This is a genomic window from Leclercia sp. Colony189 (assembly GCF_009740165.1).
Classification (GTDB): Bacteria; Pseudomonadota; Gammaproteobacteria; order Enterobacterales; family Enterobacteriaceae; genus Enterobacter.
The window spans coordinates 1,613,247-1,639,107 of record NZ_CP046557.1 but is presented as its reverse complement, the minus strand read 5'-3'; the positions used below and the strand labels follow the sequence as shown (position 1 = coordinate 1,639,107).

General features: G+C 57.7%; 19 protein-coding genes and 1 pseudogene. 9 read left to right on the top strand and 11 right to left on the bottom strand.

Going from position 1 to position 25,861, the window contains the following annotated elements:
- Positions 1-37 precede the first annotated feature (37 nt).
- From serS to lrp, 5 genes are all read right to left on the bottom strand, one after another.
- Positions 38-1,330: a serine--tRNA ligase gene (gene serS, locus GNG29_RS07670; protein WP_103178909.1), complete on the bottom strand. Its 1,293-nt coding sequence runs from the start codon at positions 1,328-1,330 to the stop codon at positions 38-40.
- Between the two features lie 92 nt (positions 1,331-1,422).
- Positions 1,423-2,766 carry a replication-associated recombination protein RarA gene (rarA, locus tag GNG29_RS07665; protein WP_103178908.1) on the bottom strand — a complete coding sequence of 448 codons (1,344 nt, stop codon included), beginning with the start codon at positions 2,764-2,766 and terminating at the stop codon, positions 1,423-1,425.
- Positions 2,767-2,775: 9 nt separating this feature from the next.
- Complete coding sequence (gene lolA, locus GNG29_RS07660; RefSeq protein WP_103823389.1) at positions 2,776-3,390, bottom strand: outer membrane lipoprotein chaperone LolA; 615 nt, start codon at positions 3,388-3,390, stop codon at positions 2,776-2,778.
- A 127-nt stretch (positions 3,391-3,517) separates the two neighbouring features.
- Positions 3,518-7,384, bottom strand: coding sequence for a DNA translocase FtsK (ftsK, locus tag GNG29_RS07655; protein WP_156654205.1), 3,867 nt, complete (start codon positions 7,382-7,384; stop codon positions 3,518-3,520).
- A 133-nt stretch (positions 7,385-7,517) separates the two neighbouring features.
- Positions 7,518-8,012, bottom strand: a complete 495-nt coding sequence (gene lrp / locus GNG29_RS07650; protein WP_000228469.1) for a leucine-responsive transcriptional regulator Lrp — start codon at positions 8,010-8,012, stop codon at positions 7,518-7,520.
- A gap of 549 nt (positions 8,013-8,561) precedes the next feature.
- Between lrp and trxB the strand changes: the two genes are divergently transcribed.
- From trxB to infA, 6 genes and pseudogenes are all read left to right on the top strand, one after another.
- Positions 8,562-9,530, top strand: coding sequence for a thioredoxin-disulfide reductase (gene trxB / locus GNG29_RS07645; protein ID WP_103178905.1), 969 nt, complete (start codon positions 8,562-8,564; stop codon positions 9,528-9,530).
- A gap of 113 nt (positions 9,531-9,643) precedes the next feature.
- On the top strand, positions 9,644-11,410 hold the full coding sequence (gene cydD, locus GNG29_RS07640; protein WP_156654204.1) for a heme ABC transporter permease/ATP-binding protein CydD: 1,767 nt from the start codon (positions 9,644-9,646) through the stop codon (positions 11,408-11,410).
- The gene (gene cydC, locus GNG29_RS07635; RefSeq protein WP_156654203.1) at positions 11,410-13,131 is read left to right on the top strand and encodes a heme ABC transporter ATP-binding protein/permease CydC; all 1,722 of its coding nucleotides are present in this window, start codon (positions 11,410-11,412) and stop codon (positions 13,129-13,131) included. Before cydD ends, cydC begins: the two co-directional genes overlap by 1 nt.
- Before the next feature lie 47 nt (positions 13,132-13,178).
- Positions 13,179-13,886, top strand: a complete 708-nt coding sequence (aat, locus tag GNG29_RS07630; protein ID WP_156654202.1) for a leucyl/phenylalanyl-tRNA--protein transferase — start codon at positions 13,179-13,181, stop codon at positions 13,884-13,886.
- A gap of 173 nt (positions 13,887-14,059) precedes the next feature.
- Positions 14,060-14,245: pseudogene (locus GNG29_RS23285) on the top strand (hypothetical protein); the annotation flags it as partial.
- Complete coding sequence (gene infA / locus GNG29_RS07625) at positions 14,173-14,391, top strand: translation initiation factor IF-1 (protein WP_001040187.1); 219 nt, start codon at positions 14,173-14,175, stop codon at positions 14,389-14,391. The pseudogene GNG29_RS23285 and the gene infA, both read left to right, overlap by 73 nt.
- A gap of 77 nt (positions 14,392-14,468) precedes the next feature.
- On the opposite strand, the gene GNG29_RS07620 is transcribed toward infA, so the two are convergent.
- From GNG29_RS07620 to clpS, 3 genes are all read right to left on the bottom strand, one after another.
- Positions 14,469-14,882, bottom strand: a complete 414-nt coding sequence (locus GNG29_RS07620) for a hypothetical protein (protein WP_103181057.1) — start codon at positions 14,880-14,882, stop codon at positions 14,469-14,471.
- A gap of 736 nt (positions 14,883-15,618) precedes the next feature.
- Positions 15,619-17,895 carry an ATP-dependent Clp protease ATP-binding subunit ClpA gene (clpA, locus tag GNG29_RS07615; RefSeq protein WP_103178901.1) on the bottom strand — a complete coding sequence of 759 codons (2,277 nt, stop codon included), beginning with the start codon at positions 17,893-17,895 and terminating at the stop codon, positions 15,619-15,621.
- Positions 17,896-17,925: 30 nt separating this feature from the next.
- Complete coding sequence (clpS, locus tag GNG29_RS07610; RefSeq protein ID WP_103178900.1) at positions 17,926-18,246, bottom strand: ATP-dependent Clp protease adapter ClpS; 321 nt, start codon at positions 18,244-18,246, stop codon at positions 17,926-17,928.
- Positions 18,247-18,571: 325 nt separating this feature from the next.
- On the opposite strand from clpS, the gene cspD reads away from it, so the two are divergent.
- Entirely contained in the window at positions 18,572-18,793 is a 222-nt protein-coding gene (gene cspD / locus GNG29_RS07605) for a cold shock-like protein CspD (RefSeq protein WP_032617324.1), read from the top strand.
- 164 nt (positions 18,794-18,957) lie between these two features.
- Here the strand turns inward: cspD and macB are convergent, their stop codons facing one another.
- The gene (gene macB, locus GNG29_RS07600) at positions 18,958-20,898 is read right to left on the bottom strand and encodes a macrolide ABC transporter ATP-binding protein/permease MacB (RefSeq protein ID WP_156654201.1); all 1,941 of its coding nucleotides are present in this window, start codon (positions 20,896-20,898) and stop codon (positions 18,958-18,960) included.
- A complete protein-coding gene (macA, locus tag GNG29_RS07595) occupies positions 20,895-22,010 on the bottom strand; it encodes a macrolide transporter subunit MacA (RefSeq protein WP_103178898.1) in 1,116 nt (371 codons plus the stop codon). The genes macB and macA overlap by 4 nt, the downstream gene beginning before the upstream one ends.
- 159 nt (positions 22,011-22,169) lie before the next feature.
- On the opposite strand from macA, the gene GNG29_RS07590 reads away from it, so the two are divergent.
- Positions 22,170-23,126: a VirK/YbjX family protein gene (locus GNG29_RS07590; protein ID WP_103178897.1), complete on the top strand. Its 957-nt coding sequence runs from the start codon at positions 22,170-22,172 to the stop codon at positions 23,124-23,126.
- Here the strand turns inward: GNG29_RS07590 and GNG29_RS07585 are convergent.
- The gene (locus GNG29_RS07585; protein WP_156654200.1) at positions 23,123-24,781 is read right to left on the bottom strand and encodes an ATP-dependent endonuclease; all 1,659 of its coding nucleotides are present in this window, start codon (positions 24,779-24,781) and stop codon (positions 23,123-23,125) included. The genes GNG29_RS07590 and GNG29_RS07585 overlap by 4 nt on opposite strands.
- Before the next feature lie 371 nt (positions 24,782-25,152).
- On the opposite strand from GNG29_RS07585, the gene aqpZ reads away from it, so the two are divergent.
- Entirely contained in the window at positions 25,153-25,848 is a 696-nt protein-coding gene (gene aqpZ, locus GNG29_RS07580) for an aquaporin Z (RefSeq protein ID WP_156654199.1), read from the top strand.
- The last annotated feature ends 13 nt before the right edge of the window (positions 25,849-25,861 follow it).

The following is a 25,861-nucleotide window of genomic DNA, read 5'->3' as shown; positions in this document are numbered from 1 at the left end:
AAAAAGCGCCCGCAGGCGCTTTTTACTTAAAAACAATTTAACCGATGTACTGCTGGCCTTTCATATACGGACGCAGCACTTCAGGAATTTCGATACGGCCGTCCGCCTGCTGGTAGTTTTCCAGCACCGCGACCAGCGTACGTCCCACTGCCAGACCGGAGCCGTTCAGGGTGTGCACCAGACGGGTTTTCTTGTCGGATTTGCTGCGGCAGCGAGCCTGCATGCGGCGCGCCTGGAAATCGCCTACGTTAGAGCAGGAGGAGATTTCACGGTAGGTTCCCTGCGCCGGTACCCACACTTCGAGGTCGAAGGTTTTGCAGGCGCCAAAGCCCATGTCACCGGTACACAGCGCCACGCGGCGGTACGGCAGACCCAGCAGCTCCAGCACTTTTTCCGCGTGACCGGTCATCTCTTCCAGCGCCGCCATGGACTCTTCCGGACGCACGATCTGCACCATTTCGACTTTGTCGAACTGGTGCATACGGATCAGACCGCGGGTATCACGGCCATAAGAGCCCGCTTCAGAACGGAAGCATGGAGAGTGCGCCGTCAGTTTGATCGGCAGATCGTCTTCGTCGATGATCTCATCGCGCACAAGGTTGGTCAGCGGCACTTCTGCCGTTGGGATCAGCGCGTAGTTGCTGCTGTCGGCTTCTTCATCCAGTGGACGGGTGTGGAACAGATCGCCGGCAAATTTCGGCAGCTGGCCGGTACCATACAGCGTATCGTGGTTCACCAGATACGGTACGTAGGTTTCGCTGTAGCCGTGCTGCTCGGTGTGCAGATCCAGCATGAACTGGGCCAGCGCGCGGTGCAGATGGGCGATCTGACCTTTCATCACCACAAAGCGGGAACCGGTCAGCTTAACGGCAGCGGCAAAATCGAGCCCCGCGTGCATTTCGCCCAGCGTAACGTGATCGCGAACCTCGAAGTCGAACTCGCGAGGCGTGCCCCAGCGTTTCACTTCGACGTTGTCGTTTTCGTCTTTACCGACAGGAACACTGTCGTCAGGGGTATTCGGGATCGCCAGCGCGATTTCACGAATTTCGGCCTGAAGAACGTCCAGCTCGGCTTTCGCCTGATCCAGTTCTTCACCCAGCTTGTTCACTTCCAGGCGTAATGGCTCAATGTCTTCCCCGCGCGCTTTCGCCTGGCCGATGGATTTCGATCGAGAGTTACGCTCTGCCTGCAAGTTTTCTGTTTGTACCTGCAGAACTTTACGACGCTCTTCAAGAGCGCGCAGCTTATCTACATCCAGTTTATAGCCCCGGCGTGCCAGTTTTTCAGCGACTGCGTCTGGCTCATTACGCAGCAGATTGGGATCGAGCATGCTTATCCTGTGCTTATCGAATTAAAATAGGAAATGTGACCACAGCCTGCGGTCACAAGGATACAATTGCCAACATTACCGCAACGATAGCCCTAACGGTAGCGTTTTATAGGGCTATTTTGATCCTGTCCGGCAAGCCAGGCGAGCTTTTCGCCAATCTTACCCTCAAGGCCTCTGTTTGTCGGGTGATAGTAGCGTGTTTGTGCCATTTCCTGCGGGAAATACTCCTCCCCGGCGGCGTAGGCGTTGGGCTCGTCGTGGGCATAGCGATACGCCTCACCGTAACCCATCTCTTTCATCAGTTTGGTCGGCGCGTTGCGCAGATGGACTGGAACATCGTAATCAGGACGTTCGCGGGCATCGGACATCGCCGCTTTGAAGGCGGTATAGACAGCATTACTTTTGGGTGCGCAGGCCAGATAGACAATGGCCTGGGCAATGGCGCGTTCGCCTTCGGCAGGTCCGACACGGGTAAAGCAGTCCCAGGCGGAAAGTGCCACCTGCATGGCGCGCGGATCGGCGTTACCGACATCTTCGGAGGCAATCGCCAGACAGCGGCGGGCGACATACAGCGGATCGCCTCCGGCAGTGATAATGCGCGCATACCAGTAAAGCGCGGCATCGGGCGCACTGCCGCGCACTGATTTGTGTAGCGCCGAGATCAGATCGTAAAAACGATCGCCTTTATTATCAAAACGCGCGCTACGTTCACCGGCGATTTCGGTCAGCAGCGCCGGGAGCAATACCCGCTTGCCGCTGTCGTCGGTTTCGGCCATATCGGCCATCATCTCCAGGGTATTCAGCGCCCGGCGCGCATCACCGTTAACCAGCTCGGCAATGGCGCGACGCGTCTCGTCAGGCAGCACGATATCCTGGCCGCCGTAGCCCCGGGCCTTGTCGGTCATCGCCTGCGTCAGCACCTGCTCGATATCATCGGTGGTTAACGATTTCAGCAGATAGACACGGGCGCGGGACAGCAGCGCCGAGTTCAGTTCAAACGAGGGGTTTTCCGTGGTGGCGCCGATAAAGGTGATGGTGCCGTCTTCAATATGCGGCAGGAAGGCATCCTGCTGGCTTTTATTGAAGCGGTGGACTTCGTCAACAAACAGGATCGTGCGGCGTCCGGCATTGCGGTTCTGCCGCGCCCGTTCGATGGCTTCGCGGATCTCTTTCACGCCGGAGGTGACGGCGGAGATGCGCTCGACATCTGCATCAGCATAGCGGGCGATCACTTCCGCCAGGGTCGTTTTACCGGTGCCCGGTGGCCCCCAGAGGATCATCGAGTGCAGATGCCCGGCCTCAATCGCGCGTGGCAAGGGCTTGCCCGCGGCCAGCAGATGCTGCTGGCCGATATACTGCGCTAAATTTTCTGGCCGCATACGGGCGGCCAGAGGTTGAAACGCATTATCTGAAAAATCGAGCGACAGGTTGCTCACTCACGCCTCTTACTTATTACGTTGATCGTCCACCGTTACGCCCTTCGGCGGGGTAAAGGTGAATTTCGATGCATCGACGGCACCGTTCTGCTGGGATTTCAGCTGATAGCTGCTGCGCTGATCGTCCTGCTCCACGGCGCTGAATTGATTGATGGTGCCGTTGCTGCTCACGTTGATGGTGAACTGTTTCAGGTTGCCCGTGCTGCCTTTCGGGGTCAGCACAAACTCATCGCCGGTCTGTTTGATGTTGTACTGCTGCCAGTCGCTGGACTGGTTACGGGCGATCAGCATAAACGGCGTGTTGCTGGTGGCATCTTTCAGCCAGGTGGCGGTGGCCTGCTCAACAAACGGGTTAAAGAACCACAGGGTTTTACCGTCGGAGACAAGGATACTTTCGTCCGGCTGGGTCATATGCCAGTTAAAGAGATTCGGACGTTTAACCCACAAGTCACCCTGGCCTTCCTGCACCGCGTTGCCGCTGCCGTCAGTCACTTTCTGCGTGAAGCTGGCATGGAAGCTGCTCACTTTATCCAGGCGGCTTTTCAGGTCGCTGGCGGCATCAGCCCAGACGCTGCTTGCCACAAAGCCAGTCAGTAATGCACAGGTGATTGCGATTTTTTTCATTGTTCATCCTTACAAAGCGTCTTCCCGAAATGGGGGTTTCTGTCACTATTCTGGACCTGCCCGCAGGCAGGCGACAGAAGAAAATGCTTAATTTTTGCAGCTTTACCCATCTTTGCAATCGAGGCCGTTATTCAAACGGTGGCGGGGCCAGCACTTCACGGTTGCCGTTATGTCCCTGCTCGCTGACGATGCCCTGCGCTTCCATCTGCTCAATAATGCGCGCCGCCCGGTTATAGCCGATGCGGAACTGGCGTTGTACGCCGGAGATAGAGGCTTTACGTTTCTCGGTAACGAAGTTAACCGCCTGATCGAATAGCGGATCCAGCTCTTCGCCGCCGTCAAAGCCGCCACCGCCGCCGCCTTCGCTTTCGCTGTCAGAGGTAATGCCTTCGACATATTGCGGGCGACCGCGCGCTTTCCAGTCCTGCACCACGGCATGCACTTCCTGGTCACGAACAAACGCCCCGTGAACACGCACCGGCGAAGTCGAGTTCGGCCCGGAATAGAGCATATCCCCCATACCGAGCAGCGATTCTGCGCCCCCCTGGTCAAGGATGGTACGGGAGTCGATTTTACTCGACACGGTAAAGGCGATACGGGTCGGGATGTTAGCTTTAATCAGGCCGGTGATCACATCCACCGACGGACGCTGGGTCGCCAGCACCAGATGGATCCCTGCCGCACGGGCTTTTTGCGCCAGGCGGGCGATGAGCTCTTCCACTTTCTTGCCGACGGTCATCATCAGGTCAGCAAATTCATCCACCAGCACCACGATATACGGCAGTTTTTCCAACACCGGATGTTCGGCGTCCATACTGTCGCCCGGTTTCCAGTACGGATCCGGAATTGGACGGCCCATTTTCGCCGCTTCGGCGATGATCTCGTTATACCCGGCGAGGTTACGCACGCCCAGCGCAGACATCAGCTTGTAACGACGCTCCATCTCGTTGACGCTCCAGCGCAGGGCATTGGCAGCATCTTTCATGTCGGTCACGACTTCGGTCAGCAGATGCGGGATGCCTTCGTAGACCGACAGCTCCAGCATTTTCGGGTCGATCATGATGAAACGCACATCTTCCGGCTGCGCTTTATAGAGCATGCTGAGGATCATGGCGTTAACGCCGACAGATTTACCGGAACCGGTGGTACCCGCCACCAGCAGGTGCGGCATTTTAGCCAGATCGGCCACCACCGGCTCACCCGCAATGTCTTTACCCAGCACCACGCTCAGTGGCGACGGGTTATCGCGGAACTTGGCGTTATCAAGCACTTCACGCAGGTAAACGGTCTGGCGTTTTTTGTTCGGCAGCTCCAGACCGACATAGGGTTTGCCTGGGATCACCTCAACCACGCGCACAGCCACGGTCGACAGCGAACGCGCCAGGTCACGGGAGAGATTGGAAATACGCGCGGCTTTAACACCCGGCGCCAGGTTCAGCTCGAACCGGGTGATCACCGGCCCAGGAGAATAGTTCACCACATCCGCTTTAATACGGAAGTCGGCCAGACGCGCCTCAACCAGACGAGCCATCTGCTCCAGGGCAAAGGTATCGACCGGCTCGACTTCCGTTGGCGGCGGCGTTAACAGATCCAGCGACGGCAGCGGCGTGGTTGGCTTTTGCAGTGGGCGGCTGTCGCCATTGCGCATCAACAGCGGATGGATCAGGCTCTGCTGAGGCTGAGCGGCTGGCTGCTGTGGCTGCACCGGCTGTTGCGGCTGCGCATACTGCTGAGGCTGTACAGGCTGCTGCGGCTGCACGGACTGTTGAGGCTGTGCATACTGCTGCGGCTGAACAGGCTGCTGCGGTTGTGCATACTGCTGCGGCTGAACTGGCTGCTGCGGTTGTGCAACATGTTGTGGCTGAACGGGCTGCTGCGGCTGTGGCGGCGTAACCGCCTGACGCGGCGGCTCGGCTTCCGGCATCACGCCCGGCGTGAACAGCGGCTCACTCGGCGTATCATCCACCAGATCTTTCATTGGCGAGAATTCAAAGTCCGCCAGCGAGAACGGATTAGCCCCTGTCGGTTGCTCACCGGAATAACGCTGCTGCTGCGTGGCGGCGAACTGGCGAGCCAGCTCCGCTTCGGCGGCACTATCTTCGTCATCCTGCGTTTCAAAGGACTGTGGCTGGACCTGATGCTCATCACCACCATACCGCTGCTGTTGCTGCTGAGCGAACTGGCGGGCCAGCTCCTCCTGCTGCTGCATTTCATCGGCCTCGTCGTCGTAGTGTTCATCATACGGCTGACGTCCGGCTTCACGCGCTTTCTCTTCGGCCATTCGTTGGGAAGGCAGCTTGATGCCATACGAGGCCAGTTCACGGCGGGTCGGAACACGTACGCGATTAGGGCGCGGTAACTGCGGACCAATCCCCTCTTTTACCTGCGGACGCGGTGCGCCGCCGGTTGCCAGGCTGAATAACGGCGCGGCAGCGCTGGCCGCCGCGGCGCCTGCGCTTGTTGCCTGCTGCACGCTTGCGGCAACAGGTGCAACGGCGGAGGCGGGTTCCACAGCGGGAACCGGAATCGTCGGGGTTTCAGCGGCCTTAATCGGGGCTGGCTCTTGTGCCGCCTCGGGCACCGGCTGATACCAGGCCGCAAGCTGCTCGCGTTCCCGGGCACGTTTTTCTTCCACCTCTTCGAAATAGTAAAGCGGCGGACGGGACGGTTTCACCTCTTCAACCGGCGGCTCTTCGACAACCGGCGGGGTGATAACAGGCTCCGGCTGATAGACCGGCTCTGGCTGATAAACAGGCTCAGGCTGATAAACAGGTTCAGGCTGATAGGCAGGCTGCTGCGGCGGCTCATACTGCGGCTGCGCATAGACAGGTTCAGGCTGATAAGGCGGTTGCCACTCCTGCGGTGCCGCGGCGACATACGGTTCCGGCTCCGGCGCAGGGATCGGCGATGCAGGTTCCGCTTGCCATTCAACCGCATGTTGCTGCAGCGGCATCTCTGGCACAGAAGGCGTCGGAGTGACCGGTTCAACCGGCGCAGCAAAGGCCTGGGTTGCCGTGGTTGCGGCGGCAGCGGCAGCAAGGGGCTCAGCTACTGAGTGACCGTTGAGCAGCGGATCGAACTCATCATAATCGGACGGCAGCGCACGATTACCGGAGAACAACACATCATCCGGATCGGCGGCAACACCACGGGCACTATAAGCCACCTCTTCTTCGTCATCCATCCGTTTGCCGGAGAACAATGCCGCATCGGTTTTGCGGCCTAATGGATTGGCGAATTTCTCTGCCACACGCTTACGGCGCGCCAGCGCCCCGCGCATAATGCGGGCGCGGCGAGATTCACGACGCTCAGCGCTCGGCTCCGCGTCTTCGTAATCATCTTCGTACTCTTCGTCGTTAACCCAGGTATCGTCGCGACGGGTACGGTTGCTGGCAAAGGTCAGGATATTGAGGATCACGCTGCCGATTTTCTCGGCGATGGTGACCCAGGACCAGCCGGTAAACAGCGTCAGCCCCGCCCCCCAGACGCAGAGCAGCGCCAGAGTACCACCGCTGCTGTGCAGCATCGGCTGTAGCGCGGTGCTCAGCAGGCTGCCAATCACGCCGCCGGAGGCAAAATACCAGATGTCGTCGGCATTAATCGCCGCCAGGCCGCAGGAGGTGAGGATTAAAGCCAGCGCACCAATCAGGCGCAGCGAGACAGCAAAATAGTCGATGTAGTCATCGTTCTGGCGATGGCGCCAGGCAAACCAGCAGCCGCCAATAATAATGACGGGAAGGGTGTACGCCATTATGCCAAAGATAAAGAACAGCGTGTCCGCCAGCCATGCCCCCGGTACGCCGCCTAAATTATGGATAGGCTCATGCCATGCGGTTTGTGACCAGCTGGGATCGGAGGGGTTGAAACTGAGTAAGGCTGCCATCAACCAGACGGCAAAAAGGGCAACAAGGATCAGTAACGCCTCAAGGAGTCGGCGCCCACTGCTAAGCTTGGTTAAATTGACTTCTTTGTCTTCAGTATATTCCTGGCTCAAGAAAGGCTCTCCAGGTATCAGGCAATTCCTGCCTGAGTGCTAAACGGACAACAGTGCCGGGGAGCCCGACACTGTTGCTGTATGGATTACCAGGAGTGTAATCAAAGTACGCTGATATTGCACCTGTTCCGTATTAGCGCGTCTTAATAACCAGACGATTGCTCTGTTTGACTTCTTCCATTACCACATAGGTACGGGTGTCGTTCACACCAGGCAGTCGCAGCAGGGTTTCGCCCAGCAGCTTACGGTAGGCGGACATATCAGGCACGCGGGTTTTCAACAGGTAGTCGAAATCCCCGGAAACCAGATGACACTCCTGAATTTCTTCAAGTTTTTGTACGGCGGCATTAAATTGCTCAAACACATCCGGCGCACCACGATTCAGAGTAATCTCAACAAATACCAGAAGTGAGGCATCCAGATAATGCGGGTTCAGCAGCGCTGTATAGCCCTGAATAAAACCCTGTCTTTCCAGTCGGCGCACACGCTCAAGGCATGGCGTCGGGGAAAGTCCCACACGTTTTGAAAGCTCGACGTTGGAAATACGCCCATCCTTTTGCAGTTCATTAAGAATGTTACGATCGATGCGGTCGAGATCTTTGCCAGGGCGCTTCTTGCTATCTACCATTATTATTGTCTCTCTGTATTCCTTCCCTAACTCCTGCCAGGACCCTGTGCACTTCACTGTTCAGAGTCTTTCCCCGCGGTTAATCGCATCGCCTGTTTTATAGTTTGCGCGATCCGATTGGGGTTATGTGGTATGAAGACCGTTGCCCAGAGGCGGCCATCAACATCACGTATGGCATCTGTCCACACCATGCGTAGATTTCGCTGACCCGGTAAAAATGGTGATTTTGTGCATGACTATGCGTTACACAAAGACCATTTTTTTTCTTCCTTGAATGTTTTCGCAAAAGCGCAGGGGATTGTCAAAGCAAAACATCGATTTTTAGTACAACATGCCGGATATTCATTACGTCCGGCGATTAATCCTCATTTTATCGCCGTCGTTTCGACCGATTACCTATGATTATTGTTATAAAATCACCTTTTCTTACCTCTCGTTGATTGGCCCTTTCTATCACACACATCGTTAACAAAATCGCTGCGCCCTTTTTTTACGCCAACAAATTCCCTACAATCCAGGAAAATGTCTGCCAACAACAATGAGGATCTCATGGGCACGGCCAAACACAGTAAGCTGCTAATTCTTGGTTCTGGACCTGCGGGATACACCGCAGCGGTCTACGCTGCACGCGCTAACCTGCAACCGGTACTGATTACGGGCATGGAAAAAGGCGGTCAGCTGACCACCACCACCGAAGTAGAAAACTGGCCAGGCGATCCTGAAGGCCTGACCGGGCCGCTGCTGATGGAGCGCATGCACGAGCATGCCGCCAAATTTGATACCGAAATCATTTTTGACCACATCAACAAGGTCGATCTGCAAAACCGTCCGTTCCGCCTGACCGGTGACAACGCGGAGTACACCTGCGACGCGCTGATCATCGCTACCGGCGCTTCAGCCCGCTATCTGGGTCTGCCTTCTGAAGAGGAGTTCAAAGGTCGCGGCGTCTCTGCCTGTGCAACCTGCGACGGTTTCTTCTATCGCAACCAGAAGGTGGCGGTCATCGGCGGTGGCAATACCGCGGTTGAAGAGGCACTCTATCTGGCGAATATCGCCTCTGAAGTGCACCTCATTCACCGCCGTGATACTTTCCGCGCGGAAAAGATCCTGATCAAACGTCTGATGGACAAAGTGGCCAGCGGCAACATCGTGCTGCACACCCACCGCACGCTGGAAGAAGTGACCGGCGATCAGATGGGCGTGGCGGGCCTGCGTATCCGTGACACCCAGAACACCGACAACGTTGAAACGCTGGAAGTGGCAGGTCTGTTTGTTGCCATCGGCCACAGCCCGAACACCGCTATCTTCGACGGCCAGCTTGAGCTGGAGAACGGCTACATCAAAGTGCAGTCAGGTATTCACGGCAATGCTACCCAGACCAGCATCCCGGGCGTATTCGCTGCGGGCGACGTGATGGACCACATTTATCGTCAGGCGATCACCTCTGCGGGCACCGGTTGTATGGCCGCGCTGGATGCAGAACGATATCTCGACGGACTGGCCGATCAGAGTAAATAATTTTTACAAATCAGCAACAAACGTAAAAAAGGCGGCGATAAGTCGCCTTTATCGTCTCTGCGTTGTAACATTGCCGTGCCCAATACCTAATAACATCACCTGCAAAGCACGCAATGGAAAAAACCCGTCAACAAGAGTTAACTCGCTGGCTGAAAAAGCAAAGCGTTATTTCCCGCCGCTGGCTGAATATTTCCCGTCTTTTAGGGTTTATCAGCGGACTGTTGATTGTCGGCCAGGCATGGCTTCTGGCCCGCATTCTTAACCATATGATTATGGAAAATATCCCGCGCGAGGCGCTGTTACTGCCTTTCATTGTGTTGATTCTGGTCTTTATTCTGCGTGCCTGGGTGGTCTGGTTGCGCGAGCGCGTGGGCTTCCACGCCGGGCAGAACATTCGCTATGAAATTCGCCGCCAGGTGCTGGACAGGCTACAGGAGGCCGGACCTGCCTGGATCCAGGGCAAGCCCGCCGGAAGCTGGGCGACGCTGATCCTCGAACAGATCGATGACATGCACGACTACTACGCCCGCTATCTGCCCCAGATGGCGCTGGCGGCTTTCGTTCCCCTGCTGATCGTGCTCGCGATTTTTCCTTATAACTGGGTCGCCGCGCTGATCCTGCTGGGTACCGCCCCGCTGATCCCGCTCTTTATGGCGATGGTCGGTATGGGGGCTGCCGACGCCAACCGCCGCAATTTCCTGGCGCTCGGACGTCTCAGCGGCCACTTCCTTGACCGTCTGCGCGGCATGGAAACGCTGCGTATTTTTGGTCGCGGTGAAGCCGAAACCGACAACATCCGCCACGCCTCCCAGGATTTCCGTCAGCGCACCATGGAAGTGTTACGCCTGGCATTTTTATCCTCCGGGGTGCTGGAGTTCTTCACCTCACTGTCGATTGCGCTGGTTGCCGTCTACTTCGGTTTCTCCTACCTGGGCGCCCTTGATTTCGGTCATTACGGTACCGCCGTGACCCTTTTTGCAGGCTTTCTGGCGTTAATTCTGGCGCCGGAATTTTTCCAGCCGCTGCGCGATCTGGGCACTTTCTATCATGCGAAAGCGCAGGCCGTGGGCGCCGCCGACAGCCTGAAAACCTTCCTTGAAACGCCGCTGGCTCATCCGCAGCGTGGCGACGTGACCCTGAACACCACCCGACCAGTCAGTATTGAAGCAGAGAATTTCTGCGTACTGTCGCCGGAAGGTAAGGTGCTGGCGGGGCCATTAACCTTCACCCTCGCGGCAGGCCAGCGCGTGGTGCTGGTTGGCACCAGCGGCTCCGGTAAAAGCTCCCTGCTGAATGCATTATCTGGCTTTATGGCCTACAGCGGCTCGCTGCGGATCAACCAGGCCGAGCTCTCAGCGCTCGATCCTGACGAGTGGCGCACCCACTTAAGCTGGGTAGGACAGAACCCGCAGCTCCCTGCGGCCACGCTGCGGGAAAACGTGCTGCTGGCGCGCCCGGATGCCAGCGAAGAGGAGCTGCAGTCGGTGCTCGACCGTGCCTGGGTTAGCGAATTCCTGCCCCTGCTGCCGAACGGCGTGGACACGGTGGTGGGCGATCAGTCGGCGGGGCTTTCCGTCGGCCAGGCGCAGCGCATTGCCGTGGCCCGCGCCCTGCTTAACCCGTGTCAGCTTTTACTCCTGGATGAGCCTGCCGCCAGCCTGGATGCGCACAGTGAACAGCGTGTGATGATGGCGCTGGATGCCGCCTCGCAGCAGCAAACCACGCTGATGGTGACGCACCAGCTGGTGGGCATCTCCCGGTGGGATCAGATCTGGGTCATGGACAATGGTCAGCTTGTTGAGCAGGGCGATTACGCCACGCTCGCGGCGGCACAGGGGCCGTTTGCGGCCCTGCTGGCAAACCGTCAGGAGGAGATTTGATGCGCGCTTTACTGCCTTATCTGGCGCTTTATATGCGCCACAAATGGATGTTGACGCTGGGCGTGGTGCTGGCGATCGTCACCCTGCTGGCGAGTATCGGCCTGTTGACGCTCTCCGGCTGGTTCCTCTCTGCCTCGGCGGTCGCCGGTTTTGCCGGGCTCTACAGCTTCAACTATATGTTGCCCGCCGCCGGGGTGCGCGGTACGGCCATCACCCGTACCGCCGGGCGCTACTTTGAACGTCTGGTCAGCCATGACGCGACCTTCCGCGTGCTGCAACACCTGCGCGTTACCACCTTCAGCAAGCTGCTCCCCCTCTCCCCTGCCGGACTGGCACGCTATCGCCAGGGGGAACTGCTTAACCGCGTCGTCGCCGACGTGGATACCCTCGATCACCTCTATTTGCGCGTGATCTCTCCGCTGGTGGGCGCCCTGGTGGTCATTGTGGTGGTCACCCTGGGGCTGTGCCTGCTGGACGTTCACATTGCGCTGGTGCTCGGCGGGATCATGCTCGCAACGCTCTTTATCTTACCCCCGCTGTTTTACCGCGCCGGAAAACCGACCGGTGAAAAGCTGACGCGTCTGCGGGGCGAGTATCGCCAGCAGCTGACGGGCTGGCTACAGGGTCAAGCGGAGCTGACGATCTTTGGTGCCAGCCGCCGCTACCGCGTGCAGATGGAAAATACCGAGCTGAACTGGCACGAAGCCCAGCGCAAGCAGTCGGAACTCACGGCCCTCTCCCAGGCGCTGATGCTGTTAATTGGCGGAGGCGCAGTCATGGCGATGCTGTGGATGGCTTCCGGCGGCGTGGGCGATAACGCGCAGCCAGGCCCGTTAATCGCCCTGTTTGTCTTCTGTGCGCTGGCGGCGTTTGAAGCCCTGGCGCCGGTGACCGGTGCCTTTCAGCACCTGGGCCAGGTGGTGGCCTCCGCGCTGCGTATCACCCAAATTACCGGCCAGCAGCCGGAAGTGCAGTTCAGTACGACCGCATCAGCGGTCCCTGAGCAGCTGGCCCTGTGCCTTTCGGATGTCAGTTTTGCCTATGAAGGTCAGGCGCAGCCCGCGCTGGACCACATTAACCTGACGATCCCCGCGGGCGCCCATGTGGCGGTGCTGGGTCGCACAGGCTGCGGTAAATCGACACTGCTGCAGCTGCTGACCAGAGCATGGGACCCGGCGCAGGGTCAGATCCTGTTTAACGACACGCCTCTGGTGCAGATGAGCGAGACTGCGCTGCGCAAAATGGTAAGCGTGGTGCCCCAGCGGGTTCATCTTTTCAGCGCCACCCTGCGCGATAACCTGCTGTTAGCCGCGCCCGGCGCTGCCGATGAAGCATTACGCGGGATGCTGGAAAAAGTAGGTCTGCACAAGCTACTGGAAGATGAAGGGCTCAACAGCTGGCTTGGCGAAGGCGGCCGTCAGTTATCCGGCGGCGAGCTGCGCCGCCTGGCCATTGCGCGTGCGCTGCTTCACAATGCGCCGCTGATGCTGCTGGATGAACCAACCGAAGGGCTGGACGCCACTACCGAGCGGCAAATCCTTGATTTACTGAAAAAAGAGATGCAGGACAAAACCGTGCTGATGGTGACGCACCGTCTGCGCGGCCTGGCGGATTTCGATCAAATTATTGTGATGGACAACGGACAAATTATTGAGCAAGGTAATCACGCTGAACTGTTGGCAAAACAGGGCCGCTACTACCAGTTCAAACAACGTCTGTAGTCTATATTTGAACCGATCCCCACTTTGCGTACTGGAGTTTTGTTGTCATGCGCCTGGTCCAGCTCTCTCGTCACTCTCTTGCGTTCCCTTCTCCGGAAGGGGCGCTGCGTGAACCTAATGGTTTGCTGGCCCTGGGCGGCGATCTGAGTCCGTCGCGTTTACTGATGGCCTACCAGCGGGGGATTTTTCCGTGGTTCTCTCCCGGCGATCCCATCTTATGGTGGTCGCCCGACCCCCGCGCCGTTCTCTGGCCTGCGGAGTTTCATATCAGCCGCAGCATGAAGCGTTTTCACGCTCGCTCCCCTTATCGCGTCACCCTCAACCATGCGTTTGGTCAGGTGATCGAGGGCTGCGCCAGCGATCGCTTTGAAGGAACCTGGATCACGCCCGAGGTGATCGTCGCCTACCATCGCCTGCACGAGCTGGGCTACGCCCATTCGATTGAGGTATGGGATGATAAGGATGAACTGGTGGGCGGCATGTACGGCGTGGCGCAGGGCACGCTGTTTTGCGGCGAGTCGATGTTCAGCCGCGCGGTTAACGCCTCGAAAACCGCGTTGCTGGTCTTCTGCGAACGCTTTGCCTGTAGCGGCGGCAAGTTAGTTGACTGCCAGGTGCTGAACGAACATACCGCCTCTCTGGGTGTCGTGGAGATCTCGCGCCATGAATATCTGGCGCAGCTGGCGACCCTGCGCATGCAAAAATTACCGCAAAATTTCTGGGTGCCGACGACGTTATTTACGCCTCAGGGATAAATGTTTTCCGCATATTTTTCCTCAAGGTGCTATAATTCTGCCGCAGAGTAGGTTCTGCCTGTTGCCCCGCCGCCGTTTGGGAATAGTTCGCATCCGATAACGCCCTATCGTTTATCCTGCCACCTCCCCTTTACGTATGCGCTTTTCGTACGGTTGAACCGTGACGTCCGGGCAATACGCTGAAACTGCTTTGTTGCGTTTTAAACGCACAAATCTTTACTTAATTGAGGAATTTCGGCATTATCTTGCCGGTTCAAAACTTGGTAGTGATACCCCAGAGGATTAGATGGCCAAAGAAGACAATATTGAAATGCAGGGTACCGTTCTGGAAACGTTGCCTAACACCATGTTTCGCGTAGAACTGGAAAACGGTCACGTCGTTACCGCGCATATCTCCGGTAAAATGCGTAAGAACTATATCCGTATTCTGACGGGCGACAAAGTGACTGTTGAGCTGACCCCGTACGACCTGAGCAAAGGCCGCATTGTCTTCCGTAGTCGCTAAGAGTATTTCGCCTGCAATGGCGTACAAAGAATAATAAAGGCCGGGTTATCCCGGCCTTTTTTTATGCCCCGCCCGTATCAGTGGATACGCACTACGGTCAGATCCGCCAGCATGGTATGCGCAATATCATGCAGCAGCCCGGTAAGGTGCGGGAGCATCTCGCGGTCGAAATGCGACACCAGCAGCACATGGTTTAAGGCCCGGCAGTAATCGCACTGGGCTTCGGTGCTGTCCAGCAGCCACTCCTGTTTGTGCACGGGCGGGATATCGTTCTCATCCAGCACGCGAAAGTCGGTCATGGATTTTGCCAGCTCAGCGCTGAATGCATCAAGGTAGGCCGCCAGGCAGCGGCAGACAGGCTGCGTTTGCGGCAGCGAGTCGCAATCGACCAGGATTTCGGTGAGCAGGTTGCAGCGCGCGGCAAGGGTGGAGAGATCGGGGGTAGACAGTTCGAGTTCGCTGTAAAGCTGGGTGATGGTGTTATTATCCATAATCATAATCTCCGAAAGTAATTTTTTGCTGACCACCCGAACGCCAACTCAGGCGGTGGACTGAACCAGGTTGGCGTACCGACTACCCTCGGAAAAATCGGCGCTTCAAAGAAGCCCTGGCCCAGCCCACCATAATCTGAGCATGCGGATTATATCCGCAGCTTTCAAAAGAGTGAACGAAACCGCTAATGTTGCGCATGCAACATCATTTCCGAAGTTTGTTCAGGACGCCAATCCTGGCACCTGATTTTGCAGGTGCATCGCCATTCTATTACTGTGGTTTTATCCAGCAATACCCATAATTAAATTCTGGATAACGCCTCGCAAAATTTTCATCCCCCCCTACAGCAACACAAAAGCCAGAGACAGACCCTCTACTCACAGCGGCACCCTGGTCCGGCTGAAAATCGCTGAGGCGTTGACCGCAGGCCGGGGCGAGGCGCATGGCCCGACCCGAAAGCCGAAGGGAAAAAGCCGAGGGGACCGCGAAGCGGCGATTTTCCTGGCCGGGAGCCGGGGTGGTCAGGGGGCGGCGGCGAGCCCCCCTGACACGTTCACCGGTGACGTGGTTTACAGAGAAGCAGCGAACGCAAGGTGAACGGAACCATCACAGCCGCCACATGTTCTCACCCACCGTGCATCGCCCTGCGGCGCTGCGCTTGCACGGGCCTACAACGACTAAAAAACCATAAAAAAAACCGGGCATTTGCCCGGTTTTTATCATCACATAACAGCGTTAGTGAGCCGCCTCCGGCTTATGTTTCGCCGCACTCTGGAAATCATACGTCAGCTCATTCTTCGCCTGATCCAGCGCCACTGTCACCTGGCCGCCGTCCACAAGCGAACCAAACAGCAGCTCGTTAGCCAACGGTTTCTTCAGGTTGTCCTGAATCACACGCGCCATCGGACGGGCACCCATCGCACGATCGTAGCCTTTCTCTGCCAGCCAGTTGCGGGCTTCCTGACTCACTTCCAGAGAGACCCCTTTCTGATCCAGCTGAACCTGCAGCTCGACGATGAACTTATCCACCACCTGATGAATCACCTCGGTAGAGAGATGATCGAACCAGATAATGTTGTCCAGACGGTTACGGAACTCCGGCGTAAAGACCTTCTTGATCTCTTCCATCGCATCGGTGCTGTTATCCTGGTGGATCAGGCCGATGGATTTACGCTCGGTTTCACGCACCCCGGCGTTGGTGGTCATCACCAGCACCACGTTGCGGAAGTCCGCCTTGCGCCCGTTGTTATCGGTCAGCGTCCCGTTATCCATCACCTGCAGCAGGATGTTGAACACGTCCGGGTGCGCTTTCTCGATCTCATCGAGCAGCAGTACCGCGTGCGGATGCTTGATCACCGCGTCGGTGAGCAGGCCGCCCTGGTCAAAGCCCACATAGCCTGGAGGCGCACCGATCAGACGGCTGACGGTGTGGCGCTCCATATACTCGGACATATCGAAGCGCAGTAGCTCGATGCCCAGCGCTTTGGAGAGCTGAACCGTCACCTCGGTTTTCCCCACCCCGGTCGGGCCGGCGAACAGGAAAGAACCGACAGGTTTGTGCTCATGCCCCAGCCCGGCGCGGGCCATCTTAATGGCTTCGGTTAAGGCCTCAATGGCTTTATCCTGCCCAAAGACCAGCATTTTCAGGCGATCGCCAAGGTTTTTCAGCGTATCGCGGTCGCTCTGAGAAACACTCTTCTCAGGGATACGCGCGATGCGGGCCACCACGGATTCGATATCCGCCACGTTGACCGTTTTCTTACGCTTGCTGACCGGCATCAGACGCGCACGCGCGCCCGCTTCGTCGATCACATCAATCGCTTTATCCGGCAGGTGGCGATCGTTAATGTATTTCACCGCCAGCTCCACCGCCGCACGCACCGCTTTCGCGGTATAACGCACATCATGGTGCGCCTCGTACTTCGGCTTCAGGCCGTTGATGATCTGCACCGTTTCTTCTACCGACGGTTCAGTAATATCGATTTTCTGGAAGCGACGCGCCAGGGCACGATCTTTTTCGAAAATATTGCTGAACTCCTGATAGGTGGTTGAACCTATTACCCGGATCTTACCGCTGGAGAGCAGCGGTTTAATCAGGTTAGCGGCATCCACCTGACCACCCGATGCCGCACCGGCGCCGATGATGGTATGGATCTCGTCGATAAACAGGATGCTGTTGGTATCCTGCTCCAGCTGTTTCAGCAGCGCTTTGAAACGTTTTTCAAAATCACCGCGGTATTTGGTGCCGGCCAACAGGGAACCGATATCCAGCGAATAGATGGTGCAGTCGGCGATCACTTCCGGGACGTCGCCCTGCACGATGCGCCAGGCCAGCCCTTCGGCAATGGCGGTTTTACCAACGCCAGACTCCCCCACCAGCAGTGGGTTATTCTTGCGGCGGCGGCACAGCACCTGAATCGCCCGTTCCAGCTCTTTATCGCGGCCTATCAGCGGGTCGATACCGCCAACACGGGCAAGCTGGTTAAGATTGGTGGTGAAGTTTTCCATACGTTCCTCCCCGCCTGCCTGCTCTTCGCTGTTGACCTGATGGCTGGAATCCGAAGACGGATTCGATTCGTCTTTTCGCGTTCCGTGAGAGATAAAGTTCACCACATCGAGGCGGCTGACTTCGTGTTTGCGCAGCAGGTAGGCGGCTTGCGACTCCTGCTCGCTGAAGATGGCAACCAGCACGTTGGCACCGGTGACTTCGCTACGTCCGGAGGACTGGACGTGAAATACCGCACGCTGGAGTACACGCTGGAAGCTGAGCGTCGGCTGCGTGTCGCGCTCCTCTTCACTGACGGGCAGTACAGGTGTGGTCTGTTCGATGAAGGCTTCAAGTTCCTGACGCAGCGCCACCAGATCCACGGAGCAGGCTTCAAGCGCTTCGCGGGCGGATGGGTTACTGAGCAGTGCAAGCAGCAGGTGCTCGACCGTCATAAACTCATGTCGGTGCTCACGCGCTCTGGCGAAAGCCATGTTTAAACTGAGTTCCAGTTCTTGATTGAGCATAGGCACCTCCCCCAATTTTCATTGCCTTATTCAGGCTTTTTCCAGCGTACACAGCAACGGATGCTCGTTCTCCCTTGCATACTGGTTCACCATTGCCACCTTGGTTTCGGCGACTTCAGCGGTATAGACACCGCAGATGGCTTTGCCATGATAGTGAACCGTAAGCATCAGTTGCGTTGCACGTTCAACATCATAAGAAAAGAACTTTTGTAGCACGTCAATAACAAATTCCATCGGCGTGTAATCATCGTTCATTAACATAACTTTATACATAGATGGCGGTTTTAGCGCGTCGCGCACTTCATCTTCCGCCAACTTATCGAAATCGAGCCAGTCGTTCGTCTTACCCATTGTCAGTCGTCATCTTCGTTTACGGTCTCCGGTCGCGTGTCTCAGTGATGCTGACGGGAGGCTATACATAACCTGAATCTACCTTAGATGTCAGATAACCTATATCTATTATTGCCATCCGCGATGTCTGTCACAATACCGTTCAATAGCGTTAACTGCTTCAAATTTTGACGCATTTTTCACCTTCCTTACCCGGCAAAGGCTTGACGATCCCTTTGGTTTATCTAAATTGAACAGGCGTGAGTTGGCGAGGTTTTGAACAGCCCCCACTTCACCACCGGTTCATTACATCTAACTCAATAAGATTTACGAAGGATGTCGAAGCATGGAAACGGGTACAGTTAAGTGGTTCAACAACGCCAAAGGGTTTGGTTTTATCTGCCCTGAAGGCGGCGGCGAAGACATTTTCGCACATTACTCCACCATTCAGATGGATGGATACAGAACGCTGAAAGCCGGGCAGGCCGTCCGGTTCGATGTACACCTTGGGCCAAAAGGCAATCATGCCAGCGTTATTGTGCCCATCGAAGCAGAAGTGGTGGCATAGCCCTCTGTTTCATTGTGTACACCCCGCACTCAAAATGCCAGCCCGACGCGCTGGCATTTTTATTTGTGGGCTGCCGTGCGGTCTGCTGCCCGGCGGCGCTGCGCTTGCGCGGGCCTACGGATTTCGTAGGCCGGGTAAGGCGTAGCCGCCACCCGGCAACAGATTCACTCCCGGGCTAACGCATCCACCGGATCTAATCGCGCGGCGTTTCTGGCCGGCAACCAGCCAAACAGTACCCCGGTAAAGGTAGAACACAGGAAGGCAGTTAGCAGCGCCATCGGTGAAAAACCAATTTCCCAGCCGGGTAAAAACAGCTGCAGCGTAAATGCGATGAGCAGCGAGAGCGTAATCCCCAGCGCGCCGCCCACCAGACAGACCAGCACCGCTTCAATCAAAAACTGTTGCAGCACATCGCTGGCCCGGGCGCCCACCGCCATCCTGATGCCGATTTCACGCGTCCGCTCCGTCACCGACACCAGCATGATATTCATTACCCCGATCCCCCCGACCAGCAGGGAGATGATCGCCACCAGCGTGAGGAAGAGCTGAAGAGTACGTGTGGTCTTTTCTGCCGTTTTCAAGAGCCCGTCCATGTTCCAGGTGAAGAAATCTTTCTTCCCGTGGCGCAGGGTCAACAGGCGCTCAAGCTGTTGCTCTGCCTGGGCGCTGTCGTAACCCTCTTTCACCCGGACGGTGATGGAGTTAAGCCACGACTGCCCCATAATGCGCCCGGAGATGGTGGTGTAAGGCAGCCAGACGCGCAAAATCTTGCTGCTGCCAAACATCGACTGCTTCTCCTCCGCCACGCCAATCACCGTTGCGGGCATATTCCCCACCAGCACGATCTCGCCCACCACCTTCGCTTTATTGGGGAACAGCTGTCGCCGGGCGTTACTGTCGAGCACCACCACCTGCGCCCGCCCTGCAAGCTGCTCTGCATTGAAGGTGCCCCCTTCGCTGAAGGTCATACCGTAGACGTTGAAATAGTCGCCGCTGACGCCGTTGGCGCTGGCCGCCACATCGATATTGGCATAGCGCAGACGCAGGCTCTGGGACACCGCCGGGGTGGCGGAGTTAACCCACGGCTGCTTCTGAATGGCCGTGAGATCGTCATACTTCAGCGCCTGCTGGTACTGCGGCTCGTCATCGCCAAAATCTTTGCCGGGATAGACGTCAATGGTATTGGTGCCGATGGAGCGGATATCCGACAGCACCAGCTGTTTGGCCGCGTCGCCCACCACCACAATCGACACCACCGAGGCGATGCCGATGATAATGCCGAGCATGGTCAGCAGGGTGCGCATTTTGTTGGCGGCCATCGCCAGCCAGGCCATGGTCAGCGCTTCGCGAAAGCTGCTGGCAAACTGCCGCCAGCCCGACGGCGGCGGTAACGCCACCTCCTGACGCCGGGTAGCATTGAGGGCGGGCGGCGGATTACTGACCAGCTCGCCGTCGCGGATCTCGACAATGCGTCCGGCCTGGGAGGCCACCTCCGGATCGTGGGTGACAATAATCACCGTGTGCCCCTGATCCCGCAGCTGGTGCAGGATTGCCATCACCTCTTCCCCGGAGTGGCTGTCCAGCGCCCCGGTCGGTTCATCCGCCAGGATCACCTGCCCGCCGTTCATCAGCGCCCGGGCGATACTCACCCGCTGCTGCTGGCCGCCGGAAAGCTGCGACGGCTGATAATCCACCCGCTCCCCCAGCCCCAGCCGGGTAAGCAGCGCCTGCGCCCGCTCAAGGCGTTTTTTGCGCTCTACGCCAGCATAGACCGCGGGCACCTCGACGTTTTGCGCCGCGCTCAGATGCGAAAGCAGATGGTAACGCTGGAAGATAAAGCCGAAATGTTCCCGACGCAGTTTGGCCAGCGCGTCGCTGTCCAGCGTGGCGACGTCGGTGCCCGCCACGCGATAGGTGCCGCTGGTAGGTTTATCCAGACAGCCAAGAATATTCATCAGCGTCGATTTACCGGAGCCTGACGCCCCGACAATCGCCACCATCTCCCCCGCCTCTACCTGCAGGGTGATGCCCTTCAGCACCTCCACCGGCCCGTCGCCAGAGGGGTAGCTGCGGCGGATATCATTCAGCTCCAGCAGGGCGGTCATTTCGCCGCCCCCGGCTGGCTCTCGCTGATGACCACCTCTTCACCCTCTTCCAGCCCTTTCACCACCACCACATCGGTGTCGTTGCGCGAGCCGAGGCTCACCTCACGCTCGCGGATTTCACCGTTACGCAGCACCTTCACGTTATAGCGGTTATCTCCTACCGGTTGGCCCAGCGCCGCCAGCGGAATGGTCAGCACGTTTTTCACCCCGGAGAGCTGAATATGCACCTGGGCGGTCATGTCCAGGCGCAACACCCCCTGCGGGTTGGGGACTTCAAACCGGGCGTGATAGAAAATGGCGTCGTTGACCTTCTCCGGCGTCGGGAGAATATCCTTCAGCACCCCTTCATAGCGGGTTTGCGGGTCCCCCAGCACGGTAAACCAGGCTTTTTGCCCCGGCTTCAGGTGGATCACATCCGCTTCCGAAACCTGCGCCTTCACCAGCATGGTACCCATATCCGCCAGGGTCAGGATGTTCGGCGCCTGCTGGGCGGCGATAACCGTCTGTCCCTGCAGGGTCGTAATCTGCGTCACTTCCCCGGCCATCGGCGCAACGATGCGGGTGTACTCGAGGTTAGTTTTGGCACTGTCCAGCGAGGCCTGGTTGCGTTTGATCTGCGCATCGATGGTGCCAATCTGCGCCTGCTTCACCGCCAGCTCGGTGGTCGAGGTATCCAGATCCTGCTGCGAGATCGCCTGGGTGGTCGCCAGCTGCCGCTGACGGTTCAGGGTCACCTGGGCGAGCTTACGCTCCGCTTCCGCCTGGCTGCGCTGGGCGCGCAGCTCCATCAGCGTCGCTTCCACCTCTTTGATCTGGTTTTCGGCCTGCTCCGGGTCGATAACCCCCAGCAGTTGCCCTTTTTTCACCTTGTCGCCAATCTCCACCGATAGGGTCTTCAACTGGCCGCTGACCTGGGCACCCACGTCAACCTTGCGTAGCGCGTCCAGTTTGCCGGTCGCCAGCACGCTCTGCTGCAACTCGCCCGGACGGACAATCAATGTCTGATATTGCGGCACCGGTGCGTTTAGCACCCGCCACAGCCAGAATCCACCCACCAGTACAATCAGCACCAGCAGCAGAAACAGCTTCCTGCGCTTTCCCTTTAAGTTCATAAATATTCCAAATAGCAATTCCGGCTTACATAACTGTTGATTCTAACTAAACCGCGCCTCAACGAAACCCCTGCTTTTCGTGGCGCGTGAAAGTTGTTGAGGAGAGGTTGATAAAACCCCTGCTGAAATAAAGGCCTGGCAACAAGACCGGGATCTATTATGTCCTCCATCGCAGAGTCATCTTATTCACATCAGCAGCAACCTAAATCAGCCTGGCAGCTATTTCAGCATCTGGCCTCCGGGACATTAACCCCCGGCCTTGCCTGGCGTAATCCGGCCTATCGCCGCAAGTTTATGCTGCGCTCGCTGATGACGCCGTTCAGCACTGCACGTCTGCTGGCAAGCCTGACAAAACAGCCGCAACTGCTGCAACTGTTACAGGCCCAGCCGGGACTGCCCTGCCGCCTGCATCGCCCGTGGCTCTCGGTGGCGATGAATCGCCAGCAAACGCTCCAGGCGCTGAACTGGCACTATCAGACCCTGCAGAGCCGGCTCCCGGCCGCGCTGATGAACGGCTATCTCTCCCGGGAGGGGGTCACGTTACTGACCCTGACCGGGAAAGACGATCGCGCCTTTACCCTGCGTCTGTGCGCTGATGCCTTCCTCGATAAAGAGGGCGAAGCGACGCTGGCGTTTTGCGACGAACAGCAGACGGTGCTGGCGGAGATGACCTTTACGCTGTGTCAGGTTAACGGCACCCCGACGCTGTTTATCGGCGGGATGCAGGGGGCAAAAGCCTTTGTGCCGCACGAGGCGATTCAGAGCGCCACCAAAGCCTGTCACGGCCTGTTCCCGAAACGTTTGCTGGTGGAAGCCGCCATGACGCTCGGCAGCGCCCTGGCCGTGGAGCAGATTATCGCCGTCAGCAACAGCACCCATATTTATCGCAGCTGGCGCTATCGCAAGAAAAAAGAGGGGAAACTGCTGGCCGACTACGACAGTTTCTGGCTGTCGCTGGGCGGGGAGCGCGACAGCGAGGGCAACTTCAGGCTGCCGCTCGCCATGCCGCGCAAACCGATGGAGGAGATCGCCAGCAAAAAACGCGCCGAGTACCGCCGCCGGTTTACCCTGCTGGACAGCCTGATCGATCAGGTCAACCAGGCGACCCGCCGCTAGTCCGCCCTCCCGCGTGCCAGCCACAGCACGCGGGAGAACATCTTCCGTAACAGCGTGGGCACCGCCTCCACGCCGCGACGACCAGCCTCCATCGCCACCTCAATCGCCAGATCGGGTTTCGAGGAACGGTGAATGGCCTTCATGATCACCCGTCGCATGTTCATCGGGACGTCGTCCGGGATCATCGCCACCCGGTGAAAGACATCGGCAAAGCCCTGCCGGTACATGAAGTGTTCCATGTCCATGGCGGGCAGCGCCGTCAGGTGCTCGCGCTCCTCCTCCCGATCGTTATTGATCAGCCCGCGCACGGTCGCGGCATATTTCTTACCCGCTTCGTCACCATCCACCAGCACATGCCATTCGATGCCCATCCGCCGGGCAAATTTAATCAGCGGTTTCAGGCCCGACTGGGCAAACTCGATTACTTTGATGCCCTCGGCATCAAAGTGGTGCCCACACTGACGGGCCAGCTCGTTAATCACCCAGGTTTCGGTCTCCCCTTCCACCAGCAGCCAGCAGCGGGCAAACAGCGAGGAGGCGCGGTTGAAGCGAATATGGAAGGCGATACGGCGACTGTCTTCCGCATTCATGCCCCCCGGACCCAGGCGGTAAGCCGAGACGCGCGACGACTCACGCACCAGACGGCAGACGTGCTCGACCGGGGTTAGCGACAGCAGTTCGCCGGAGTTGGTGGTGGTGATGCGCTGCAACGGCAGCAGATTCAGCAGGTGCCAGGCCACCGAGAGCATGATTGGGTGCAGGCGCGTCTCGGGATCTTCCACCAGCAGCAGCGGACGGGCATCCCGGTCCAGCCGGACGGTGCCTTTGGCCTGCAACAACGTGGAGAAGAGCCCCAGCAGGATCACCCGGTGCGAGCGGCCGCCGGGACGGTCGATCATCCGGTTGATGATATCGAGATAACGCCAGCTGCGTTGCTCGTCATGGGAGCGCCGCCGCATCAGCCGGTTGCGCACCGGGGAGGTGCCCTGTTCGGAGAAGTAGTGCTCCAGCAGCTGTACCATTGCCGACAGCCCCTGGCGGATCTGGCCGTCGGTCAGGTTTTGCGGGCGGGCGACCAGTTCCCGGGCCAGATAGTCCAGCTCCCGGGCGGTGACCTCCACATCAGGCATGTCGGGGACGGTACCGTTGCGAATGCGGCGCATAAAGCGGGCATCACGCAGGCGCAGCACCGGCATCAGACGGACCAGATGGCGCGCCCGCTCGTCGATATCCTCCAGCGGCAGGACCTGGCCGTCAGTATCGAGAAAACCGCGCAGGGTCAGCACACTGTCATCAGTGGCAAGCTCACCCTCCAGACGATAAAAAATGCGCCGATAGCCATCATCACAGGGCACCCAGCAATCGGCAAGAGGACGATAGCGGCGAACGCGATGGCGCCCCGGCTCGCTTTCACGAAAGGTAAGGATAATATGCAGATGGTGTTCACGCCCCTGCAGATCCCCGGGGGGGAACCAGAAATCTTCCCGGACAAAATGGTACAGACTGGATTCCGGCGATAGCAGCAACGTCAGGGCGTCCAGCAGGCTCGATTTACCCCAGGCGTTTTCTCCGATCAGCACGTTGTTGTGCTCAAGCATCAGCGACAGACGGTTAATGCCGCGAAACCCCACGATTTCCACACGCTCTAGCAACATGTACCCTCCGGGAGAAATGAACTTTTTCCTTTAAGTTATCAGGAGTATAACGCCAGCGGGCCCGGACGGACACTCCATCGTCGGCGGAATAATGATTGCCAGAAGGGAAAATTAAGAATTTAACCAGACAGTTTCATTTGTAATAACGATTTCCGCCGCATACTCTTGCTGCCGAAAATGTAACTCTGCTTTACTCGCCATAATTTAGCAAGGAAGCGCAACACATTGCCCTACATCAAACTTACCGTATTTATTTAACTGGTGAGAGGGAATATTCATTTTTAGAATAGTGGCGTTTTAAAAATCGTCGCTTGTTTTGGCGATAAATAACAATGGCGCAGGATTGCGCTCATTTTTTCTTTGAGGTGGTTATGTTCAGAAAATTAGCAGCGGAATGTTTTGGGACATTCTGGTTGGTATTTGGTGGCTGCGGTAGCGCCGTCCTGGCAGCAGGGTTCCCGGAACTGGGAATTGGTTTTGTCGGCGTTTCGCTGGCCTTTGGTTTAACGGTTTTAACGATGGCGTATGCCGTGGGGCATATTTCCGGCGGTCACTTTAACCCGGCGGTAACATTAGGATTGTGGGCCGGCGGCCGTTTTCCGGCAAAAGAGGTTGCTGGCTATATTATTGCCCAGGTCATTGGTGGAATTATTGCTGCCGCTATTTTGTATGTTATTGCCAGCGGTAAAGCGGGCTTTGATGCTGCGGCCAGCGGCTTTGCCTCAAACGGCTTTGGCGAACACTCCCCGGGCGGTTTCTCCATGCTCTCTGCCATCGTGATTGAAATTGTGCTGACTGCGGGCTTCCTGCTGGTGATCCACGGCGCAACGGACAAGCACGCCCCGGCCGGTTTCGCGCCGATTGCGATTGGCCTGGCGCTGACCCTGATCCACCTGATCAGCATTCCGGTGACCAACACCTCTGTTAACCCGGCGCGCAGCACAGCGGTAGCCATCTTCCAGGGCGGCTGGGCGCTGCAACAGCTGTGGCTGTTCTGGGTGATGCCGATTATCGGCGGTATTATTGGCGGCGTGCTGTACCGCACCCTGCTGGAAAAACGCGATTAAGCGTGCGCGCGTT

What these genes read in the sequence shown, in the direction of transcription:
- serS (WP_103178909.1), bottom strand. Translation starts at nt 1,330, where the DNA reads ATGCTCGATCCCAATCTGCTGCGTAATGAGCCAGACGCAGTCGCTGAA.
- lolA (WP_103823389.1), bottom strand. Translation starts at nt 3,390, where the DNA reads ATGAAAAAAATCGCAATCACCTGTGCATTACTGACTGGCTTTGTGGCA.
- lrp (WP_000228469.1), bottom strand. Translation starts at nt 8,012, where the DNA reads ATGGTAGATAGCAAGAAGCGCCCTGGCAAAGATCTCGACCGCATCGAT.
- trxB (WP_103178905.1), top strand. Translation starts at nt 8,562, where the DNA reads ATGGGCACGGCCAAACACAGTAAGCTGCTAATTCTTGGTTCTGGACCT.
- cydD (WP_156654204.1), top strand. Translation starts at nt 9,644, where the DNA reads ATGGAAAAAACCCGTCAACAAGAGTTAACTCGCTGGCTGAAAAAGCAA.
- cydC (WP_156654203.1), top strand. Translation starts at nt 11,410, where the DNA reads ATGCGCGCTTTACTGCCTTATCTGGCGCTTTATATGCGCCACAAATGG.
- aat (WP_156654202.1), top strand. Translation starts at nt 13,179, where the DNA reads ATGCGCCTGGTCCAGCTCTCTCGTCACTCTCTTGCGTTCCCTTCTCCG.
- infA (WP_001040187.1), top strand. Translation starts at nt 14,173, where the DNA reads ATGGCCAAAGAAGACAATATTGAAATGCAGGGTACCGTTCTGGAAACG.
- GNG29_RS07620 (WP_103181057.1), bottom strand. Translation starts at nt 14,882, where the DNA reads ATGGATAATAACACCATCACCCAGCTTTACAGCGAACTCGAACTGTCT.
- clpA (WP_103178901.1), bottom strand. Translation starts at nt 17,895, where the DNA reads ATGCTCAATCAAGAACTGGAACTCAGTTTAAACATGGCTTTCGCCAGA.
- clpS (WP_103178900.1), bottom strand. Translation starts at nt 18,246, where the DNA reads ATGGGTAAGACGAACGACTGGCTCGATTTCGATAAGTTGGCGGAAGAT.
- cspD (WP_032617324.1), top strand. Translation starts at nt 18,572, where the DNA reads ATGGAAACGGGTACAGTTAAGTGGTTCAACAACGCCAAAGGGTTTGGT.
- macB (WP_156654201.1), bottom strand. Translation starts at nt 20,898, where the DNA reads ATGACCGCCCTGCTGGAGCTGAATGATATCCGCCGCAGCTACCCCTCT.
- macA (WP_103178898.1), bottom strand. Translation starts at nt 22,010, where the DNA reads ATGAACTTAAAGGGAAAGCGCAGGAAGCTGTTTCTGCTGCTGGTGCTG.
- GNG29_RS07590 (WP_103178897.1), top strand. Translation starts at nt 22,170, where the DNA reads ATGTCCTCCATCGCAGAGTCATCTTATTCACATCAGCAGCAACCTAAA.
- GNG29_RS07585 (WP_156654200.1), bottom strand. Translation starts at nt 24,781, where the DNA reads ATGTTGCTAGAGCGTGTGGAAATCGTGGGGTTTCGCGGCATTAACCGT.
- aqpZ (WP_156654199.1), top strand. Translation starts at nt 25,153, where the DNA reads ATGTTCAGAAAATTAGCAGCGGAATGTTTTGGGACATTCTGGTTGGTA.